General features: G+C 37.1%; 21 protein-coding genes. 15 read left to right on the top strand and 6 right to left on the bottom strand.

All coding sequences use genetic code 11. From position 1 onward, the window contains the following. Positions 1–25: 25 nt before the first annotated feature. On the top strand, positions 26–400 hold the full coding sequence (locus tag ACLBWW_RS04615; RefSeq protein WP_048544383.1) for a hypothetical protein: 375 nt from the start codon (positions 26–28) through the stop codon (positions 398–400). A 20-nt stretch (positions 401–420) separates the two neighbouring features. Then, positions 421–825 (top strand): DUF3221 domain-containing protein, encoded by a 405-nt coding sequence (locus ACLBWW_RS04610; RefSeq protein WP_447613915.1) that lies wholly within the window; start codon positions 421–423, stop codon positions 823–825. Here ACLBWW_RS04610 and pepQ read toward each other — a convergent pair. Beyond that, complete coding sequence (gene pepQ / locus ACLBWW_RS04605) at positions 808–1,905, bottom strand: Xaa-Pro dipeptidase (RefSeq protein ID WP_000994030.1); 1,098 nt, start codon at positions 1,903–1,905, stop codon at positions 808–810. The two genes, ACLBWW_RS04610 and pepQ, sit on opposite strands and share 18 nt — an antisense overlap. 149 nt (positions 1,906–2,054) lie before the next feature. Here pepQ and ACLBWW_RS04600 point away from each other — a divergent pair, with 149 nt between their 5' ends. Further along, positions 2,055–2,738, top strand: coding sequence for a metal-dependent hydrolase (locus ACLBWW_RS04600; protein WP_048544378.1), 684 nt, complete (start codon positions 2,055–2,057; stop codon positions 2,736–2,738). A 40-nt stretch (positions 2,739–2,778) separates the two neighbouring features. Here the strand turns inward: ACLBWW_RS04600 and ACLBWW_RS04595 are convergent, their stop codons facing one another. Then, complete coding sequence (locus ACLBWW_RS04595) at positions 2,779–2,940, bottom strand: hypothetical protein (protein WP_048544377.1); 162 nt, start codon at positions 2,938–2,940, stop codon at positions 2,779–2,781. A 244-nt stretch (positions 2,941–3,184) separates the two neighbouring features. Here ACLBWW_RS04595 and ACLBWW_RS04590 point away from each other — a divergent pair, with 244 nt between their 5' ends. The 3 genes from ACLBWW_RS04590 (at position 3,185) to ACLBWW_RS04580 (ending at position 5,354) form a co-directional block, all read left to right on the top strand. Then, positions 3,185–4,498, top strand: a complete 1,314-nt coding sequence (locus ACLBWW_RS04590; RefSeq protein ID WP_000201566.1) for a CBS domain-containing protein — start codon at positions 3,185–3,187, stop codon at positions 4,496–4,498. Between the two features lie 147 nt (positions 4,499–4,645). Next, on the top strand, positions 4,646–4,969 hold the full coding sequence (locus ACLBWW_RS04585) for a hypothetical protein (protein ID WP_048544374.1): 324 nt from the start codon (positions 4,646–4,648) through the stop codon (positions 4,967–4,969). A 121-nt stretch (positions 4,970–5,090) separates the two neighbouring features. Further along, complete coding sequence (locus tag ACLBWW_RS04580; RefSeq protein WP_048544372.1) at positions 5,091–5,354, top strand: DUF3949 domain-containing protein; 264 nt, start codon at positions 5,091–5,093, stop codon at positions 5,352–5,354. A gap of 17 nt (positions 5,355–5,371) precedes the next feature. On the opposite strand, the gene ACLBWW_RS04575 is transcribed toward ACLBWW_RS04580, so the two are convergent. Further along, on the bottom strand, positions 5,372–5,668 hold the full coding sequence (locus ACLBWW_RS04575; RefSeq protein ID WP_001144784.1) for a YtpI family protein: 297 nt from the start codon (positions 5,666–5,668) through the stop codon (positions 5,372–5,374). Between the two features lie 240 nt (positions 5,669–5,908). Here ACLBWW_RS04575 and ACLBWW_RS04570 point away from each other — a divergent pair, with 240 nt between their 5' ends. Next, complete coding sequence (locus ACLBWW_RS04570) at positions 5,909–6,841, top strand: DHH family phosphoesterase (protein WP_217993627.1); 933 nt, start codon at positions 5,909–5,911, stop codon at positions 6,839–6,841. Positions 6,842–6,892: 51 nt separating this feature from the next. Here ACLBWW_RS04570 and ytrI read toward each other — a convergent pair whose 3' ends face one another. Continuing rightward, complete coding sequence (gene ytrI, locus ACLBWW_RS04565) at positions 6,893–7,396, bottom strand: sporulation membrane protein YtrI (RefSeq protein ID WP_046958744.1); 504 nt, start codon at positions 7,394–7,396, stop codon at positions 6,893–6,895. Continuing rightward, entirely contained in the window at positions 7,393–7,806 is a 414-nt protein-coding gene (locus ACLBWW_RS04560) for a YtrH family sporulation protein (RefSeq protein ID WP_073516695.1), read from the bottom strand. The genes ytrI and ACLBWW_RS04560 overlap by 4 nt, the downstream gene beginning before the upstream one ends. Before the next feature lie 42 nt (positions 7,807–7,848). On the opposite strand from ACLBWW_RS04560, the gene dnaE reads away from it, so the two are divergent. The 8 genes from dnaE (at position 7,849) to ACLBWW_RS04520 (ending at position 18,677) form a co-directional block, all read left to right on the top strand. Next, the gene (dnaE, locus tag ACLBWW_RS04555) at positions 7,849–11,175 is read left to right on the top strand and encodes a DNA polymerase III subunit alpha (protein ID WP_048544366.1); all 3,327 of its coding nucleotides are present in this window, start codon (positions 7,849–7,851) and stop codon (positions 11,173–11,175) included. Between the two features lie 133 nt (positions 11,176–11,308). After that, positions 11,309–12,517 (top strand): NAD(P)-dependent malic enzyme, encoded by a 1,209-nt coding sequence (locus tag ACLBWW_RS04550; RefSeq protein ID WP_165775580.1) that lies wholly within the window; start codon positions 11,309–11,311, stop codon positions 12,515–12,517. 14 nt (positions 12,518–12,531) lie between these two features. Further along, a complete protein-coding gene (locus ACLBWW_RS04545; RefSeq protein WP_048544362.1) occupies positions 12,532–13,176 on the top strand; it encodes a FadR/GntR family transcriptional regulator in 645 nt (214 codons plus the stop codon). Between the two features lie 185 nt (positions 13,177–13,361). After that, positions 13,362–14,231 carry an acetyl-CoA carboxylase, carboxyltransferase subunit beta gene (gene accD / locus ACLBWW_RS04540; RefSeq protein WP_000942865.1) on the top strand — a complete coding sequence of 290 codons (870 nt, stop codon included), beginning with the start codon at positions 13,362–13,364 and terminating at the stop codon, positions 14,229–14,231. Next, a complete protein-coding gene (gene accA / locus ACLBWW_RS04535) occupies positions 14,219–15,193 on the top strand; it encodes an acetyl-CoA carboxylase carboxyl transferase subunit alpha (RefSeq protein WP_000818786.1) in 975 nt (324 codons plus the stop codon). The genes accD and accA overlap by 13 nt, the downstream gene beginning before the upstream one ends. A gap of 128 nt (positions 15,194–15,321) precedes the next feature. Next, positions 15,322–16,281 carry a 6-phosphofructokinase gene (gene pfkA / locus ACLBWW_RS04530; RefSeq protein WP_000821162.1) on the top strand — a complete coding sequence of 320 codons (960 nt, stop codon included), beginning with the start codon at positions 15,322–15,324 and terminating at the stop codon, positions 16,279–16,281. A 53-nt stretch (positions 16,282–16,334) separates the two neighbouring features. Next, a complete protein-coding gene (gene pyk / locus ACLBWW_RS04525) occupies positions 16,335–18,092 on the top strand; it encodes a pyruvate kinase (protein WP_001232679.1) in 1,758 nt (585 codons plus the stop codon). Between the two features lie 195 nt (positions 18,093–18,287). Further along, complete coding sequence (locus ACLBWW_RS04520) at positions 18,288–18,677, top strand: FxsA family protein (protein WP_048544357.1); 390 nt, start codon at positions 18,288–18,290, stop codon at positions 18,675–18,677. Positions 18,678–19,308: 631 nt separating this feature from the next. Here the strand turns inward: ACLBWW_RS04520 and ytvI are convergent. Beyond that, positions 19,309–20,427 (bottom strand): sporulation integral membrane protein YtvI, encoded by a 1,119-nt coding sequence (gene ytvI, locus ACLBWW_RS04515; RefSeq protein ID WP_048544356.1) that lies wholly within the window; start codon positions 20,425–20,427, stop codon positions 19,309–19,311. Between the last annotated feature and the right edge of the window lie 234 nt (positions 20,428–20,661).

Below are 20,661 nucleotides of genomic sequence, written 5' to 3'. Positions count from 1 at the left end.
TAAATGTTTTTGAATGGAGGGCATGATGAAGAGAGCATTAGTCTTTTTTATTAGTATTTTCTTTTTAGGAAGCTGTTCACTTTCGTATTTTACTTTTTCTAGCGAGAGCAAAAATTGGACGGGGCAATATAAAGGGCATATTAAGGATGACAGTGAAGATGGAATGTTTACGTTTCAGTATAAGGGCGGAGATGGGAATACAGAATTTAAGAATTTAGAGATTGCTATTAATGGAGCCTTTAGCACAATGACACAAACGTCAGAAGTTCATAAGGGAGCAAAGATTGAAATGAAGTCTTCTTGTGTCAGTTGTGCGCCCCTATCCAAAGATGAACCGATAGAGGTTGTCATTAAATGGGATGATAAGTATGAGGAGAAGATGGTGTTAAATTTGAAATAGCCTAGAGTAAGGAGTTAAAAATGAATAGGCATATGAAAAAATTAATGTTTTTAAGTGTATTTCTAATCATATTATCAGCGTGCACTACAAAACAAGTAGAGGTGAAAAAAGTACCTGAAGAAGGGTATGTCATAGTAAGAAATGACACGGTATTTTTCGTCAGTGATGAAACGTTTGAAACAAAAATAGAGTTGCAAAATTATATAGAACAACAAATGAATAAAGAGTATCCATCACATATAGTTTTGAGCTTTAAAGATAAAGGTGCATATAAACAGTTAAAAACAGGGGATAAAATAAAAGTATGGACTTCTCAAACGCTTGAAAGATATCCAGCAAAAATGATTGTAGAGAAGTTTGAAATATTAGAGAAACAGAAAAAGGCAGCAATCACGCTGCCTTTTTTCTTATTTCACAAATTGTAATTCTTTCGGGAATTTCGTTAAAATTTCTGACCCGTCTTTTGTGATATAAATATCATCTTCAATACGAACGCCACCTACGTTTGGTACGTAAATACCTGGCTCGATTGTGAAGACCATACCTTCTTTTAATGGAGACTCGTTACCAGCTTTTACATCTGGATATTCGTGTACGCTAATTCCAAGTCCGTGACCAAGGCGGTGTGGGAAGAAGTCCCCGTAACCTGCATCTGCGATAACAGAACGAGCAGCGTTGTCGATTGCGCCAAGTGTAACACCTGGTTTACATGCTTCAACTGCTTGTAGTTGTCCAGCAAGTACAGTGTTATAAATGCGAGTTTGTTCTTCAGAAATTTCGCCGAATGCTACTGTACGTGTAATGTCAGAGCAATAACCTTCAATGATTACGCCTAAATCAAATAGTACGAAATCGCCGCGTTTCATTTTATTTGCACCTGGAATACCGTGTGGAAGAGCAGAGTTTGCACCTGCTAATACCATCGTATCAAATGACATTTTATGTATGCCTTTTGTTTTTAATTCGTGTTCAATAATTGCTAATACTTCTAGCTCACTACGATCTTCTTTAATTGCATTTACACCAACTTCAACAGCGTAGTCTGCCATTTTAGCTGCTTCGCGTAAAATAGAAAGTTCTTTTTCATCTTTAATTAAACGAAGTTCACGAACTTTTTCCTCAGCTGATTTGAAAGCTGCATTTGGGAATAGTTTTGTTAATTCTTCGTAACGTTCTACGTTTAAATGTTCTTTTTCAATTGCAACTGCATTTGCATTGATGCCGCGGTCTTTAATTGCTTTTGCAATCATATCCCATGGTCTGTCAGTATCAGTAAATCCGATAATTTCATGTGCCCAGCCAGCGTTACGCGCTTGACCTTCTTCCATTTTAGGGCAAATTAAAATAGGTTCTTTTTCTTGGAATACAAACATACCAAGAAGTCTTTCGTGTGGTTCGCAGTGGAAGTTTGTCATGTAGAAAACGTTTGGTGTAGAAGTTAAGAACGCAGCTTCTACGTTTTTTTCTTTTAGCCATTGCATTAAATTTTCTAATCTAGCATTCATCGATTGGCACCCCCGAGATATTTAATTACAAATATAACTTTACATCGGAAGAAAGCGTTATGACAAGTAAATAGATGTTAGAAAAGACAGGGAATTGAAAAATCATGTAGAATAAAAAATGAGAATGTGAATAGGGGAGGAATGTAGTAATGAAAGTATCTTATCACGGGCATTCAGTTGTAAAGATTGAAACGAATGGAAAAGTGATTTTAATTGACCCGTTTTTAACTGGAAATCCGATAACGGATTTAAAGGCTGAAGATGTCAAAGTAGATGCAATTCTTTTATCGCATGGACATGGTGATCATGTTGGAGATACAGTAGAGCTTGCGAAGAAAAATAATGCAGTTGTTGTGGCACCATTTGAACTAGCGACATTTTTAAGTTGGCAAGGTGTAAATACACATCCGATGCATATTGGTGGTTCGCATGAATTTGACTTCGGAAAAGTGAAGTTTACACAAGCATTCCACGGTTCTAGTTATATTGATGAAGAAAATAAGACGATTACATATACAGGTATGCCAGCAGGTATTTTATTTACAGCAGAAGAGAAAACTGTGTACCATGCAGGAGATACCGCTCTATTCTCTGATATGAAATTAATTGGGGAACTGAATAACATTGATATAGCATTTTTACCAATTGGCGATAATTTCACAATGGGGCCAGAAGATGCTGTTTTAGCAGCAAAATGGGTTCAGGCGAAAACTGTTGTGCCGATGCATTACAATACGTTCCCAGTAATTGAACAAGACCCATATCAATTTGTAGAAAAGCTACAAAATTGTACAGGAAAAGTATTAGAAGCTGGAGAAAGTATTACACTATAGAAAAGAAACCCTTCATTTGAAAAGACAAGTGAAGGGTTTTTTACGTGTGTAGGACAGCTTTTAAAGGTTGTACTTGTTTTGATGATTTTTTTCTTTTTGGAAGTGGTTGTTCAGGTGCTTCATTCAATTCCATTGCAACTTTTTTTCCATCTACGAAAGCTAAAAATACAGCACCTACAACTTCTAATAATTTTTTCATCATATATTCGCTCCTTTGTTTCATTTCTTGTCTTTATTGTATATTGAAGCGGCTGGACAAACTATCGAACGAGATGACAATACCATTACATTGTTGTAATAGAAGAAGTAGTGTAATGTAAGGCGTATTTTGTTATAAAAAAAATAGTACAGATATATAAAGAGAGAGTGTAACAGTTTTGAAAATATAGTATACTGAAAATACAACACATGAAGAATTTAGGGAAAAGAAAGTATGGTGAAACCATTTGGCTACCAAGCATAACCAAATTTTAGAACATATTAATGGCCTGCCAGTAGGGCATAAAATTTCTGTAAGGCAAATTGCGAAAGATTTGAGTGTAAGTGAAGGGACAGCTTACCGTGCAATTAAAGATGCAGAAAATAAAGGATATGTTAGTACGATTGAACGTGTCGGAACAATTCGAATTGAACAAAAGAAGAAAGAGAATATTGAAAAGCTGACATATGCAGAAGTCGTTAACATTGTCGATGGTCAAGTACTTGGGGGCAGAGAGGGCCTACATAAAACGTTAAATAAATTCGTAATCGGGGCAATGAAATTAGAAGCGATGATGCGCTATACAGAAGCTGGAAACTTACTTATTATCGGTAACCGTACGAACGCACATCAATTAGCGTTAGAAGCCGGGGCTGCGGTATTAATTACGGGCGGATTTGATACGGAAGATCATGTGAAGAAATTAGCAGACGAATTAAAACTGCCGATTATTTCAAGTAGTTACGATACATTTACAGTTGCGACGTTAATTAACCGTGCAATTTACGATCAGCTTATTAAGAAAGAAATTGTCCTCGTTGAAGATATTTTAACGCCAATTGAAGAGACGTTATATTTAAAGCCGAATGATACAGTGCAGCAATGGCATGCGTACAATGAAGAAACGATGCATGGACGTTATCCAATTGTTGATGAAAATAAAAAGGTGTTAGGTATTGTAACTTCAAAAGATATGATTGGTGTCGTGAAAGAAACACCAATTGATAAAGTCATGACAAAGCATCCGATTACGGTAAACGGTAAAATGTCTGTCGCAGCTGCAGCACGTATGATGGTGTGGGAAGGTATTGAGTTACTTCCAGTTGTTGATGAAGGAAATAAACTGCAAGGAATTATTAGTCGTCAAGATGTACTTCAGGCGCTGCAAATGATTCAGCGTCAACCACAAGTCGGCGAAACAATCGATGATATTGTAACGAATCAATTTATGACGCCGAAAGAAGCGAAAAATGAACATTTATATCAATTTTCAGTGACGCCGCAAATGACGAATTCAATCGGAACGTTATCTTACGGTGTATTCACAACAATTGTGACGGAAGCAACGAATCGCGTTATTCGTGCGCAAAAGAAGAGTGATTTAATTGTTGAGAACTTAACAATTTATTTCGTAAAACCAGTTCAAATTGACAATGTTGTATCGGTTCATCCGAAAGTATTAGAAATTGGACGTAAATTTGGTAAGGTTGATGTAGAAGTGCATCATGAAGGTAATGTTGTCGGGAAAGCATTACTTATGGTGCAGTTGATCGATAAATAAAAAGATGGAGCAGACCGCTTTGGTTTGTTCCATTTTTTTATTTAAAAGGATAGAAACAAAAATAAATAGCGTATCATTTCATATGTATAATAAAAATACTGAAAAATTAGAAGATACGGAAATGGCATAGTGATAAGGAGGAAGTGAATGGGCGGAATCATTTTCTTTTTAGTGGTCGTATGTTTCATCATTATTCATGTTTTAACGCATAGAAGAATGAATGCTATTAAAAAGAGGTTGTATTTTGTAAGTTTGACTCTTGCTAGTATAGGTGCCTTGATTCCTATATCAGGAAAAAATGAGCCGGATTTTCTTTACTTTGGTGTACCAGCTGAAACGTTTGTTTATTATGGTGGGTGGGAATGTTGGTTTAATCCATTAGGTTTTTTCTTTAACTTTATTTTGTTTTATTGGATTTTGAAGCTGTTGCTAAAGATGAGGGAGGATTTTAGGGGGAAAGCAAAGGAGTAGCAGGATATATATGTGGAGAGGTAATTGTACATTTAAAAAACAGAATATTAATTTAATTAGAGTTTATACTATGTTACAATTGAATTGTAAGGAAATGGATTTTAGGAAGGTGGTATGCAATATGTCATCAGAAGTGCTCTTCTTTGGTGGAATCGCACTATTTTACTTTCTTGTGATGATACCGTTTCAATATTTATACTTACAAGGTTTACATGAAAAAAAGAAACGAACAGGATTATCTCAGCGAGAACTATATGAAAAAATGTCTTTTGAAGAAGAACAATTACATTTTCATGTACAAGGCAACCCCTTTAATATACCTTCTGCTTTTGTTGCGTATATGATTTTAAAAGTTAAGGGACGTAAAAAAGCATCACAATATTGATGCTTTTTTATGTTGCTTCAGACAGATTCAGCTTCTTCAACTGCTAATGGTAAGAAATGTTTATATTGGCGAAATCCATTAAATACACTTGCACTACCAAATAGAACAAATAAAACACCAACGATAATACGAGCGGTTGAAAGTTCTAAAAAGAATTGGTTTATCCCGAAGAATAAGACGAATGAACCGAGTGCCATTGCAGATTTTCCAGAGAGCCAACCTTTCTCCATTGGGCGGCTTGTACGAAAGTATTTTGTTTTGTAGAAGAGGTACAACATAAATGAGACGATAATACAGAAGACTAATACTGGCATAATACACACTCCTATCGCTTTGTGAAAAATAATAGTGGAGAAAAAAGAAATATCTAAACTTTCTAACTTTTATTATAAAGCAATTGTTCGCATGTATGAAATACTTTCCGTTATAATGAAGGATAAAGTGAAACTTTAATTAGTGCGGGGATGTTTCTGCGCGCTAATGATTAGCCTGCACCGGTTGGGCTTTTACTGCACGTTAAAGTGGAGAAGTTGAGTAAAAAGGAGATTATACATATGCATGAGCAAATTTTAAGAGCAATTAAAGAGTTTGATACAATTATTATTCACCGTCATGTGCGTCCAGATCCAGATGCGTTAGGTTCACAAGGCGGTCTTAGTACAATTCTACAAGAATCGTTTCCAGAGAAAAATATTTATACGGTTGGGTACAATGAACCGTCACTAGAATATTTACGAGTAATGGATGATATTGAAGATAGTGTATATGAAAATGCACTTGTTATCGTATGTGATACTGCGAACCAAGAACGTGTTGACGATCAACGCTATGCAAAAGGGAAGATGTTAATTAAAATTGATCATCATCCGAATGAAGATCCGTATGGAGATATTACGTGGGTAGATACGACAGCAAGTTCTACAAGTGAAATGATTTATGAGTTTTACAGTTATGGAAAAGATAAAGGATTACAGATAACGAAAGAAGCAGCTCGTCTTATTTTAGCGGGTATTGTTGGGGATACAGGTCGTTTCTTATTCCCGAATACAACAGCGAAAACACTTCGTTATGTAAGTGAGCTTGTTGATATGGATGTGAAGTTCACAGATTTATATAATGAAATGTATAAGACGAAAGAAAAGATTGCTCGTTTAAACGGCTATATTTTACAAAACTTTACGATGGTAGAAGAAGGAGCAGCTTACATTAAATTAACGAAAGAAGTGTTAGACAAGTTTGATGTACTTCCTTCTGAGGCATCCGGTGTTGTTGGAGCACTTGGTAATATTGATGGATTAAAGTCGTGGGTTCTATTTTTAGAGGAAGACGATGTGATTCGTGTTCGTCTTCGTTCAAAAGGACCAGTGATAAATAAATTAGCAATGCAATATAATGGCGGAGGGCATCCGATGGCTTCTGGTGCAAAAGCATCTTCTTGGGAAGAAGCGGATCGTCTTTTTGCTGATTTACGTGAGTTGTGTAGATAAGAGATTATATATGAGAACGAAAAGAAGGAGCGGCGCTAAAGCCCTCCTTCTTTATTTTTCTTTCTCTATCGTAATGCTAATTTCAAGCACTGTATCAAAAGATATCGTATCGACTTTGAAACGGTATAGCCGATCGTAATGTTTGTACGTTTTGTTTTCGATTACCTTTTTGAGTAGGTCTTTATTTTTTGCTATACTTTGAATGTTTTTCGTTAAAAGATGTTGGAGGTCATTATGGATAGACGTAGTCATATTTTCGAGTGTAAGGTTGTCTAAATCGTATTTTTCTCGATTTATAAGTTTTATTTTAATCTCTTGAATAGTTAAGAGCCGTTTATTTTCTGTATTCAATTTTTCTTGATCTTCGAGAAGGACGTGGAGCTTTGCTTCTTGTTTTTCTATAATTTCTCGTTGCTCTGCTATTTTACTAGCTTGTTCTTCTTGAAAAACACCGTATATGTACAAAAAAACAAACCAGCTCAACACGCCTCCAACAGCAGCACCAGCTAAAACTAAATACCATTTTTTGGCTGTATTGGCACTTGGTACTCTCATACATGTTCCTGCGTTAGCCATTTAATAATGGTAAGACCTGTTTGCATACCACCCGTTGCGAAAAAAATAAGGAGAATTTGTTTTACAATATCTTTCATATCTCCGCCAAAGAAACTTCTTTCAAAGCTATAAAAAGTATCAAATGTTCCGCCAATTGCTGCAACGAGTGCCCAAATTCTTAAATTTTGGGCGAATTGATTAATGTAAGTTAGAGTTGGTTTTCCGATAAGAAATGCACCAAATCCACCAATTAATGAACCACCAAGTATAACCCCAAAGGCAATAAAATAACTAATAATAAGCAGAGAGAAAAAAGTATGTTCTCTTACATCCATCGTCATTCCCCTTTCTTCTTCATATATATGGACAAAGTATAAGAAGTATGTTTTGATTTCCGCTTTCCTCATCACCTATAATAAAAGTAGTCAGATTGGTAAAGAGAGGGTACAACAGTGAAGTTTGTGCATTTACAATGTCAAACCGTTTTTAGTTTATTAAAAAGTGCTTGTAAAATTGATGAGCTTGTAGTCAGGGCGAAAGAACTTGGTTTCTCGTCACTCGCTATTACGGACGAAAATGTTATGTATGGCGTTATTCCGTTTTATAAAGCATGTAAGAAACATGGTATACAGCCTATTATCGGCTTAACAGCTTCTATTTTTAGTGAAGAAGAGGAAAAATCTTATCCGCTTGTTTTACTTGCTGAAAATGAAATGGGCTATCAAAATTTATTAAAGATTTCTAGTAGCATTATGACGAAGTCAAAAGAAGGTATTCCGAAAAAGTGGCTTGCCCATTATGCGAAAGGATTAATTGCTATTTCACCAGGTAAAGATGGGGAAATTGAACAATTATTATTAGAAGACAAAGAGAGTCAAGCTGAAGAAGTAGCTCGCATGTATCAAAGTATGTTCGACAATTTTTATATGAGTTTGCAGCATCATGCGATGCAAGATGAACTGCTCCTGCAAGAGAAATTACCTGCATTTATGAGTAGGATAAATGTTCCAGTCGTTGCAACAAACGATGTACGCTACATCAATCAAAGTGACGCACTTGTTCATGAGTGCTTATTATCTGTTGAAAGTGGAACGAAAATGACTGATCCAGATAGACCAAGGTTGAAAACTGATCAATATTATTTAAAATCATCAGATGAAATGGAAGCATTATTTTCTCACGTAGAAGAAGCGATTTATAACACAGTAGAAATTGCAGAACGTTGCAGAGTAGAAATACCGTTTCATATAAATCAATTACCGAAATTTCCTGTTCCAGCTAACGAGACGAATGATATGTATTTACGCCGCGTTTGTGAAGAAGGCTTGCAGAAACGTTATGGTACGCCGAAAGAAGTACATATAAAGCGTTTGAATCATGAATTAAACGTTATTTCTAGTATGGGGTTTAGTGATTATTTTCTAATCGTCTGGGATTTTATGAAATATGCGCATGAAAATCATATTTTAACAGGACCAGGCCGTGGGTCCGCGGCTGGCTCACTCGTTTCTTACGTATTAGAAATTACAGATATTGATCCAATTGAATACGATCTATTATTTGAAAGATTTTTAAATCCTGAACGTGTGACGCTTCCAGATATTGATATTGATTTTCCGGATATAAGACGCGATGAGATGATTCGATATGTAAAAGATAAATATGGTCAGCTTCGTGTTGCTCAAATTGTAACGTTCGGAACATTGGCAGCTAAAGCAGCAATTAGAGATATTGCGCGTGTAATGGGGCTTCCGCCGCGAGACATTGACATATTCTCAAAACTTATCCCATCAAAGCTCGGTATAACGTTAAAAGATGCATATGAGGAATCGCAATCACTCCGTGAGTTTATACAAGGAAACCTTCTGCATGAGCGTGTGTTTGAAATTGCAAAGCGTGTAGAAGGCTTACCGCGTCATACGTCTATTCATGCAGCTGGCGTTATTATGAGCCAAGAGCCGTTAACAGGAAGTGTTGCGATTCAAGAAGGGCATAACGATGTGTATGTTACGCAATATCCAGCTGATGCATTAGAAGAACTTGGTTTGTTAAAGATGGATTTTTTAGGATTACGTAATTTAACGTTACTTGAAAATATTATAAAGTTTATCGTGAAAAAGACGGGGACACAAATTGATTTAAGAAATTTACCACTTCAAGATGAAAAGACGTTCCAATTGTTAGGTAGAGGGGATACAACAGGTGTATTCCAGCTTGAATCAGGTGGTATGCGAAATGTACTTCGCGGGTTAAAACCGAATGAATTTGAAGATATTGTCGCTGTTAACTCGTTATATAGACCAGGACCAATGGAACAAATTCCAACCTTTATTGAATCAAAGCACGGAAAAAGAAAAATTGAATATTTACATCCGGATTTAAAGCCGATTTTAGAAAGAACATACGGTGTAATTGTATACCAAGAACAAATTATGCAAATTGCGTCGAAGTTGGCGGGATTCTCGCTCGGAGAAGCAGATTTATTACGCCGTGCAGTGAGTAAAAAAAATCGTGATATTTTAGATCAAGAACGTAAGCATTTTGTACAAGGTTGTTTACAAAATGGTTATGACGAGACATCCGCAGAGAAAATTTACGATTTAATTGTAAGATTTGCGAATTACGGTTTTAACCGAAGTCACGCTGTAGCCTACAGTATGATTGGGTACCAGCTTGCTTACTTAAAAGCGAATTATACGCTGGAATTTATGACAGCATTATTATCAAGTGCAATTGGAAATGAAGATAAGATTGTGCAGTATATACGAGAAACGAAGCGGAAAGGTTTTCACGTTTTGCCGCCTTCTCTTCAGAGAAGTGGTTACAATTTCCAAATAGAAGGTAATGCGATACGTTACAGCTTACTTTCAATTCGAAACATCGGAATGGCTACAGTGACAGCATTACTCGAAGAACGAGAGAAAAAAGTATTTGAAGATTTATTTGAATTTTGTCTTCGCATGCCATCAAAGTTTGTAACAGAGCGAAATTTAGAGGCGTTCGTCTGGTCTGGGTGTTTTGACGATTTTGGTGTTTCGAGAACAAATTTATGGAAAAGCCTTAAAGGAGCGTTAGAGTACGCAAATCTTGCACGTGATTTAGGAGATGCTGTTCCAAAATCAAAATACGTGCAAGGAGAAGAGCTCTCTTTTATTGAACAGTTAAATAAAGAGAAGGAAGCACTAGGTTTTTATTTATCAAGCTATCCGACAGCGCAGTATGTGAAGTTAGCGAAAGAATTAGAAATTCCATCTCTTGCTCAGGCAATGCGACATAAGAAAAAAGTACAAAGGGCTATCGTGTATATAACAAGCGTGAGAGTGATTCGTACGAAAAAGTTGCAAAAGATGGCGTTTATTACATTTTGTGATCAAAACGATGAAATGGAAGCAGTTCTTTTCCCTGAAACATATATACATTTCTCAGATAAGTTACAAGAAGGAGCAATTGTTTTAGTTGACGGCATGATTGAGCTTAGAAATCATAAGTTGCAATGGATTGTAAATGGACTATATCCGTTAGAAGAAATGGATGTGTATGAAGAAAAGAAAGATGCATCTGTTTACGTGAAATTGTCGTCTCAGTATGAGAAAAAGCTTTTAAATCAGGTTACTAAAATATTGTTTGACTATTCAGGTTTTGCGAAAGTACTAATTTATTATGAAAAGGAACATAAAATGGTACAATTGTCTCGAAGTTTATCGATTCATCCAAGTGAAGAATGTTTAGGAGCACTTCGTGAAATTGTCGGGGAAGAAAATGTAGTTGTGAAAATATAATGGACAATTTCCCTACACTTCGATTATTATAGTAGTAGTGTTCGTGGTCAGACCACTTGGAGAAATTGATATCAGCAAGAATAATTTGAGGAGAGTGGATAGTTTGTCAACACTTCGTGAAGAAGCACTTCACATGCATAAAGTGCATCAAGGAAAATTAGAAACTGTATCAAAAGTAAAAGTAGAAAATGCAAAAGATTTAAGTCTTGCATATTCTCCAGGGGTTGCAGAGCCTTGTAAGGAAATTTATGACGATAAAAGTAAGGTATATGAATATACGATGAAGGGAAATATGGTAGCAGTTGTGACTGATGGAACGGCTGTACTTGGTCTTGGTAACATCGGACCTGAAGCATCTCTTCCAGTAATGGAAGGTAAAGCTGTATTATTCAAGAGCTTTGCTGGTGTAGATGCATTCCCAATTGCCTTAAATACAAACGATGTAGATAAAATTGTTGAAACTGTAAAATTAATGGAGCCAACTTTTGGCGGCGTTAACTTAGAGGATATCGCAGCACCAAACTGCTTCATTATTGAAGAACGTTTGAAAAAAGAAACAAATATTCCTATCTTCCATGATGATCAACACGGAACAGCTATCGTAACAGTAGCGGGTCTTGTGAACGCGCTAAAACTAGTTGGAAAGAAAATGTCTGACATTAAAGTTGTCGCAAATGGCGCAGGTGCAGCAGGTATTGCAATTATTAAACTTTTATATCGCTATGGCGTACGCGACATTATTATGTGTGACCGTAAAGGGGCAATCTATGAAGGTCGTCCTACAGGTATGAATCCGGTGAAGGATGAAGTTGCAAAATATACAAATAAGAATCGTATCGAAGGTTCTTTAGGTGATGTTGTACAAGGTGCGGACGTATTCATTGGTGTATCTGCAGAAGGTGCATTAACAGAAGAAATGGTTCGTACAATGAATGACGATGCAATTATTTTTGCAATGGCGAATCCAGTTCCAGAAATTATGCCAGAATTGGCAAAAGCAGCGGGCGCAGCTGTTGTTGGAACGGGTCGTTCTGACTTCGCAAACCAAGTAAATAATGTACTAGCGTTCCCTGGTATTTTCCGCGGTGCACTTGACGTACATGCGACACAAATTAATGAAGAAATGAAGATGGCAGCTGTACAGGCTATTGCTGAGCTTGTAGCAGAAGATGAGTTAAATGCAGACTATATCATTCCAGCACCGTTTGACGCGCGTGTAGCGCCTCAAGTAGCAGCTTACGTTGCGAAAGCTGCAATGGAGACAGGAGTAGCTCGCCGTCAAGTAGATCCAAATGAAGTTGCTGAGAAAACAAAACAATTAGCGCTGATTGGTAAAGAATAAGCGAGGAATTTCCATTGACATCATCAAATACAAAAGTATATCTCGAAATTGTAAAAAAAATCCGTTCCATTATGGAAGAGGATGGATTGGTAGCAGGGGATCGTTTGCCGTCTGAGCGTGAGTTAAGTTCACGTTTAAATGTAGGGCGTTCCTCTGTAAGAGAAGCGTTGCGTGCTTTAGAACTTGTAGGATTAATTGAAACGAGACGTGGTGAAGGGACATTTATTCGAAACTTTTACGATAACGGTCTTGTACAATTGATTGCGCCGTTCTTGCTGCAAGATGAGAAAACAATTCGTGATTTATTACAAACAAAACGATTGCTTGAGAAAGATATGATTCGAATTGTATGTAATTTACCGAAAGAAACGTTTTCTAAAGTGCTAAGTAAATTACATCAAGTGCTTGAAGGAAATGAAAACTCAATTCCAATGCTTCATCAAACGTTCTTTAAAACACTTATTGAACAAGTCGATAATTATTTACTCTATCGCATTTGGATGATCGTAAATGATTACGTATCAACTCTTTCTTGTGAAGTTTCAGGAGATTCTATCGATATGTATAGAAAGCTTTATGCTACTTTGGAAGAAAAACAAGAAAATGATGCACTAAAAATTTACGATGAATTAGTAGAGAATATACAGTTTCACTCGTAATGTATAAAATTTGTCGAAATGACCATGACACGTTATGACAAACATTCTATCGCGTAGCGGTTAAAGTTAAACGTAAAGAGTGAGGTTATTAGACAGATTGAGAAGATAAGGCTAACATCAAACTTTGGTGTTAGCCCAATTTTCTTCTTGCGCTAACCTTAGCTCTCAACGAAGGGGGTCAAATTGTGCTAAGAGATTTATTCGTGAAAAAGAAAAAGTACGCTGCAATACCTTCAGAACAAGTACGAAAAGATGTACCAGATGGCGTTATGACAAAATGTCCGAAATGTAAAAAAATCATGTATACGAAAGAGCTTCTAAAAAATTTAAAAGTATGTGTGAATTGTGGATATCATCATCCTATGAATGCATGGGAACGTCTTGATAGTATATTGGACGAAGGGTCATTCCGTGAGTATGACAAAGAAATGGTTTCATTAAATCCACTCGAGTTTCCAGGATATGAAGAGAAACTAGAGAGCGATCGTAAGAAGACTGAATTGAACGAAGCGGTTGTAACTGGTGAAGGAACAATTGATGACATGCTTGTTGTTGTTGCAGTAATGGATTCTCGTTTTCGAATGGGGAGCATGGGCTCTGTTGTAGGAGAAAAAATTGCCCGTGCGGTTGAAAAGGCGTACGACTTACAAGTTCCATTTATTATCTTTACTGCTTCGGGTGGTGCCCGTATGCAAGAAGGGATATTAAGTTTAATGCAAATGGCAAAAACAAGCGTAGCTTTGAAAAAGCATAGTAATGCAGGAGGATTATTTATTTCTGTTATGACTCACCCAACGACGGGCGGGGTTTCAGCGAGTTTCGCTTCACTTGGTGATTATAATCTTGCAGAACCAGGGGCACTGATCGGATTTGCTGGTAGACGTGTAATTGAACAAACCGTGCGTGAGAAACTACCCGAAGATTTCCAAACGGCAGAATTCTTACTAGAACATGGTCAATTGGATGCGGTGGTACACCGTGATGATATGAGAGAATCGCTTCGCAAGATTTTAGAAGTTCATCAAGGAGGGGAAATGGCTGTATGGCAGAGCTAGAATTTGAGAAACCAGTTGTTGAGCTAAGAAATAAGATTCGTGAACTGAAAGACTATACGAAAAACAGCCAGATGGACTTCAGTGAGGAGATTCGTATTTTGGAAGACAAGCTAGAAAAATTAGAGGAAGATATATACGGCAATATGAAAGTATGGGACCGTGTTCAAATTGCTCGTCATGCAGAACGACCGACAACGCTCGATTATATTGAGCACTTATTTACTAATTTTTTTGAATGTCATGGAGATCGCCTATTTGGCGACGATGCAGCGATTGTCGGCGGCATTGCGAAATATAAGGGGATGCCTGTAACTGTAATTGGGCACCAACGCGGAAAAGATACGAAAGAAAATATTCGTCGTAATTTTGGGATGCCTCATCCAGAAGGATATCGAAAAGCGCTGCGTCTAATGAAACAAGCGGAAAAGTTTAATCGTCCTATTATTTGTTTCATTGATACGAAGGGAGCTTATCCTGGTAAAGCAGCTGAAGAACGTGGACAAAGTGAGGCGATTGCCCGTAATTTATTTGAAATGGCGGGTTTAACGGTACCTGTTATTTGTATTGTTATCGGTGAAGGTGGTAGTGGTGGTGCGTTAGGTCTTGGAGTAGGAGATTACATTCATATGCTGGAAAATTCCACGTATTCTGTTATTACACCAGAGGGTGCGGCGGCAATTCTTTGGAAAGACGCTGGTAAAGCAAAAGAAGCTGCAGAAGCGATGAAAATTACAGCATTAGATTTGAAAGAATTAGGTGTAATTGACGAAATTATTCCAGAGGCAAAAGGTGGAGCGCATCGTAATATTTTAAAACAATCAGAAAATATAGATTTAATGCTTAAGAAAACTTTTGAACAATTAAGCGGAATTTCGAAAGATGAATTAATCGAAAAACGTTATGAAAAATATATGAAAATTGGGCAAGTTTCGTTTTCAAACGCTTCCATTGGGATAAAATAATAAAAGCGTGCGTTCCTCTTCGCGAATGCACGTTTTTATTATGAAAAGACACATCTTCTCCATTGTGTTTTTATATTTTTTCGTGTTATTTTATTATAAGGCAAATAATCTTTATGAGGTGAGTACAAATGAAACGTATTGGTGTATTAACAAGTGGTGGAGATTCACCTGGTATGAATGCTGCCATTCGTGCAGTTGTTCGTAAAGCGATTTTCCATGATATTGAAGTATATGGTATTTACCATGGATACGCGGGTTTAATTTCTGGTCATATTGAAAAATTAGAACTTGGTTCTGTTGGCGATATTATCCACCGTGGTGGTACGAAATTATATACAGCAAGATGTCCTGAGTTTAAAGATCCAGAAGTACGACTAAAAGGTATCGAGCAATTAAAGAAACACGGTATTGAAGGACTTGTTGTTATTGGTGGAGATGGCTCTTATCAAGGTGCTAAAAAATTAACTGAACAAGGATTCCCATGTGTTGGTGTACCAGGTACAATCGACAATGATATTCCTGGAACAGACTTCACAATTGGTTTCGATACAGCTTTAAATACTGTTATTGATGCAATTGATAAAATTCGTGACACAGCTACATCTCATGAACGTACATATGTTATCGAAGTAATGGGACGTCATGCTGGAGATATCGCATTATGGGCTGGTTTAGCTGATGGTGCCGAAACAATCTTAATTCCAGAAGAAGAGTATGACATGGAAGATGTTATTGCTCGTCTGAAGCGTGGTAGTGAACGTGGTAAAAAACACAGTATTATCATTGTGGCTGAAGGTGTTGGAAGTGCAATTGACATCGGTAAGCACATTGAAGAAGCAACAAACTTTGATACTCGTGTAACTGTATTAGGTCACGTACAACGTGGTGGATCACCAAGTGCACAAGACCGTGTATTAGCAAGTCGTCTTGGCGCAAGAGCGGTTGAATTATTAATTGCTGGTAGAGGTGGACGTTGTGTAGGTATTCAAGATAATAAACTTGTTGATCATGATATTATCGAAGCGTTAGCTCAAAAGCATACAATCGATAAAGATATGTATCAATTATCTAAAGAATTATCCATCTAATCGGCTTAATGTCGGATATTTGGGAACGGTTTCATAATTTTCGGAGGTGCAATATGCGTAAAACTAAAATTGTATGTACTATAGGTCCTGCTAGTGAAAGTATTGAGAAATTAGAACAATTAATCGAAGCGGGTATGAACGTTGCTCGTTTAAACTTCTCTCATGGTAGCCATGAAGAGCACGGCGCTCGTATTAAAAACATTCGTGAAGCTTCAAAGAAAACTGGTAAAACAGTTGGTATCTTACTTGATACAAAAGGTCCAGAAATCCGTACTCACGACTTCGTAGACGGACAAGCTGAGCTTGTAACAGGTGCAGAAGTAGTTCTTTCTACTGAGCAAGTATTAGGTACTGCAGAGAAGTTCTCTGTATCTTATGCTGGTCTTTATGACGATGTAGACCCAGGTTCTCGTATTCTAATCGATGACGGTCTTATCGAACTAGAAGTAATCGAAAAAGCTGACGGAAACATCCGTACAAAAGTTTTAAACAGCGGAACTGTAAAAAATAAAAAAGGTGTTAACGTACCAAACGTAAGCATTAAGCTTCCTGGTATCACTGAAAAAGACGTAAAAGATATCGTCTTCGGTATCGAGCAAAAAGTTGATTTCATCGCAGCTTCATTCGTACGTAAAGCATCTGACGTATTAGAAATCCGTGAATTATTAGAAGGGCATAACGCTCAATACATCCAAATCGTACCAAAAATCGAAAACCAAGAGGGTATCGATAACATCGATTCAATCTTAGAAGTTTCTGACGGTTTAATGGTAGCTCGTGGTGATATGGGTGTAGAAATTCCACCAGAAGAAGTACCATTAGTACAAAAACGTCTAATCAAAAAATGTAACGTGTTAGGTAAACCGGTTATTACTGCGACACAAATGTTAGATTCTATGCAACGTAACCCACGTCCAACTCGTGCGGAAGCAAGTGACGTAGCTAATGCAATCTTCGATGGTACAGATGCAATCATGCTTTCAGGTGAAACAGCTGCTGGTCAATACCCAGTAGAAGCAGTAACAATGATGGCTAACATTGCAGTACGTGTTGAAAAATCATTACAATATGAAGATATGTTCAAAAAACGTATTAAAGAGTTCACTCCAACAATTACAGATGCAATTAGCCAATCTGTTGCGCATACAGCACTTGCTCTTGATGTAGCTGCAATCGTAGCTCCAACAGAAAGTGGACATACTGCGAAAATGATCTCTAAATACCGTCCGAAATCTCCAATCGTAGCTGTAACATCTGACGAGCAAGTAGGACGTCGTCTTGCACTTGTTTGGGGTGTACAAGCATTTATGGCTGGAAAACGTGCAGCGTCTACTGACGAAATGTTAGATACTGCAATTCAAACAGGTATGGATGCAGGTCTAATTGGACTTGGAGACACTGTAGTAATCACTGCTGGTGTTCCAGTTGCTGAAACTGGTACAACAAACTTAATGAAAATCCATGTTGTTGGTGAAGAAGTTGCGAAAGGGCAAGGAATCGGTCGTAAAGCTGCAAAAGGTAAAGTAGTTGTAGCGAAAACAGCTGCTGAAGCTGTAGCGAACGTAAACAAAGGTGATATCCTTGTTACAACAAGCACTGATAAAGATATGATTCCTGCAATCGAAAAAGCTGCTGCTCTAGTTGTAGAAGAAGGCGGTCTAACAAGCCATGCGGCTGTTGTAGGTGTATCAATCGGTATTCCTGTTATCGTTGGTGTAAACGGCGTAACAGCAACTTTAAAAAATGGCCAAGAAGTAACAGTTGATGCAGCACGCGGAATTGTTTATAATGGACATGCGGAAGTGCTATAAGTAATACGAAGAGAAGGATCGGAGTCCTTCTCTTTTTTTTACACAAAAACGAGGTGGAATCAGCTTGAAACGCCTGGAATTACGTTTAAAAGCCGTTTGTTACGAGGTTCAATAGGGAAAGGTGTTTAGTTTCTGTGTAGCGTATACGGGCGCTCTGGGTTCGTTTAAAGTGACGAGTGAGAGGAGTATAGAACTATGAAGTGGTTACTATTCTTGTTTATTTTAATACCGGCGATTGAGATTACAGTCTTAATTGGATCGAGTCATGTAATAGGTTTATGGTCTACGTTCGCTATGATTGTATTTACGGGTGTTGTAGGTGTCTATTTGGCGAAAAGACAAGGATTTAAAGTGCTTAGAGAGATTCAATCTAAGTTGAATAGAGGAGAAATGCCAGGAGGAGCGGTACTGGATGGTATTTTTATCTTTGTAGGAGGTATTCTTTTGGTACTTCCTGGATACGTAACGGATATAATAGGTTTGATCTTCGTTATCCCTATGACGAGGGCTTTGTTGAAGCCATTTGTTATGAAGTGGATGGAATGGAAGTTTAGAAAGAGTTCTACTATTATTGTGCAGAAATAGTGCTTAGATTATAGCGATCTAAGCACTATTTTTTTGCCCGCAAAAGGATGAGAGATGGATGAAGTTCTGTTGATCATAGTTTTGCTGTATCATGCCTTAAAATGTGGTGAATGCGAAGGAGTTAAGTGGAAATCAGACTGCTCATACAAGTCCGGTTGGTGAAAGTTAATAATCGGTGGTGGACAAAATCCTTACTGATCATAGTTTTGCCTTATTATATTTGCTATGTATTTTTCGATTGGATATGGAGGTAGTTCTTAATGAATGTGTTGTAGGGGAATTCATATGAACTCAAGCTGGTTTTTGTATATAAAAAGAGTCAATTGGTATGGAAAAGTTAGATACGAACAGGAAAAATGTTAGTTTAAGTCTTATTTTATACCATTTTGCATATTTATTCATTTACATAAAAAGTAATAAATGTAAGTAATAATTATAAAAATAACAGAATAAATATGTAAAAATACCTCGGAATATGCGTTTTCTATGCAAAAAAACAAGAGTATTATCCTTTTTGTGGGAAATTCTCTTGTTGTATGTAATGAGTGTGAAAAACAAGTATAAGGAATAATCAGTGGGAAATTCCCACTGATTACATATAAGTTTTTTGTTGTATATGAATTAGAAACTATTATCTTGAAGGTGAGCCTTTAATATATTTCCACAAATCATGGAATACACGAGCTTTGTGCAATGTATTAAGTAGTACTAAGATGACTGGACCGATGATTAATCCTAAAAAGCCAAAAAGCTTAAAGCCGACAAATAGAGCGATCAGTGTTGCTAATGGATCGAGGCCGATATTAGATGAAAGTACTTTAGGCTCCATAATTTGTCTTTGGACAATCACGACGATGTATAAGATGAGAAGACCGATGGCGAAAGCAGTATCGCCAGTGAAAAATACGTATATAACCCAAGGAACGAAGACGGCACCTGTTCCTAAATACGGGAGTAAATCTACAACCCCTGTAATAATCGCGATAGTAATGGCGTATGGTACGCGTAATATTAAAAGTCCGATTAGTACAATAACAGTTGTCATAGATACGAGTGTAAGTTGCGCTTTAACAAAACCAAATAAAGCTTTTCTTAAGTCCACAAAAATAGTTTTTCCATAGCCATGAACACGATTGGGCAAAAATTTTCTTACTTTCTGAGCAAGACGATGCCAATCGTAACTAATGAAGAAAGTGGCTAATAAAACGAATACAAGGACAGTTAAAGTGGTTGGTAATGCACTGATGAAATTTGTTAACCCGCTTATAATAGCAGTTAAAAGTTCTTTCATTTGCGTCGTTGCTTCGGTTCCTAAGTTTTGAATGTTTTGTGTAATCGTATAGCGCTGTGGTTCCCCAAGATGATTAAATTTAGAAATTAAATCATCATAGAGAGGCATAATATGATTAAGTGCAAATTGCTCTGCGAATTTAACGATATCCGGGAACTTTACTGTAACAAGTTGTAGTAAGTATGTTGTGGCCGATATTGCTTCCGTTACAAGATATGTAACGAGTCCGACGATAGCTCCGAATACGAGAATTAAGCTAACGAGTACTGCTAGTGCGCGAGGGAATTGTAGTTTTTGATTAAGGAAATTGACGACGGGATTAATCAAATAAGCAAATGCGAAAGCGATAATAAAAGGATAGATAAGTCCTGACATATATAGTAATGCATAGAACCCGGCTACCGTTGCTACAATGACAAATATGAGTCGCAATATCATATATAGTAAGTTTCGGTTCAAAGATGTATACCTCCCATTCCAATTTGGATTATCCTAATTCGTTCAACTTATAACGAGTGTGCCCCACTGATTAAAGTTTCACTTTACCCCGCATTAACGGGCAGTAAATCTCCTACCCGAAGTGCAGCTGGATCAAAGGAGTTAGATGGAGATAAACTGCCCGTAAATGCCCGATTGGTTCAACTAATAATCAGTGGAAAATGCCCCACTGATTAAAGTTTCACTTTATGTTAT

The sequence above is a fragment of the Bacillus sp. M5A3_1b genome, assembly GCF_053345335.1.
This window is presented reverse-complemented; position numbering and strand designations above follow the sequence as displayed.

Excerpts from the sequence above, each read along its gene's own strand:
- ACLBWW_RS04615 (WP_048544383.1), top strand. The coding sequence starts at position 26 with ATGAAGAGAGCATTAGTCTTTTTTATTAGTATTTTCTTTTTAGGAAGC.
- ACLBWW_RS04610 (WP_447613915.1), top strand. The coding sequence starts at position 421 with ATGAATAGGCATATGAAAAAATTAATGTTTTTAAGTGTATTTCTAATC.
- pepQ (WP_000994030.1), bottom strand. The coding sequence starts at position 1,905 with ATGAATGCTAGATTAGAAAATTTAATGCAATGGCTAAAAGAAAAAAAC.
- ACLBWW_RS04600 (WP_048544378.1), top strand. The coding sequence starts at position 2,055 with ATGAAAGTATCTTATCACGGGCATTCAGTTGTAAAGATTGAAACGAAT.
- ACLBWW_RS04595 (WP_048544377.1), bottom strand. The coding sequence starts at position 2,940 with ATGATGAAAAAATTATTAGAAGTTGTAGGTGCTGTATTTTTAGCTTTC.
- ACLBWW_RS04585 (WP_048544374.1), top strand. The coding sequence starts at position 4,646 with ATGGGCGGAATCATTTTCTTTTTAGTGGTCGTATGTTTCATCATTATT.
- ACLBWW_RS04580 (WP_048544372.1), top strand. The coding sequence starts at position 5,091 with ATGTCATCAGAAGTGCTCTTCTTTGGTGGAATCGCACTATTTTACTTT.
- ACLBWW_RS04575 (WP_001144784.1), bottom strand. The coding sequence starts at position 5,668 with ATGCCAGTATTAGTCTTCTGTATTATCGTCTCATTTATGTTGTACCTC.
- ACLBWW_RS04570 (WP_217993627.1), top strand. The coding sequence starts at position 5,909 with ATGCATGAGCAAATTTTAAGAGCAATTAAAGAGTTTGATACAATTATT.
- ytrI (WP_046958744.1), bottom strand. The coding sequence starts at position 7,396 with ATGAGAGTACCAAGTGCCAATACAGCCAAAAAATGGTATTTAGTTTTA.
- ACLBWW_RS04550 (WP_165775580.1), top strand. The coding sequence starts at position 11,309 with ATGCATAAAGTGCATCAAGGAAAATTAGAAACTGTATCAAAAGTAAAA.
- accA (WP_000818786.1), top strand. The coding sequence starts at position 14,219 with ATGGCAGAGCTAGAATTTGAGAAACCAGTTGTTGAGCTAAGAAATAAG.
- pfkA (WP_000821162.1), top strand. The coding sequence starts at position 15,322 with ATGAAACGTATTGGTGTATTAACAAGTGGTGGAGATTCACCTGGTATG.
- pyk (WP_001232679.1), top strand. The coding sequence starts at position 16,335 with ATGCGTAAAACTAAAATTGTATGTACTATAGGTCCTGCTAGTGAAAGT.
- ACLBWW_RS04520 (WP_048544357.1), top strand. The coding sequence starts at position 18,288 with ATGAAGTGGTTACTATTCTTGTTTATTTTAATACCGGCGATTGAGATT.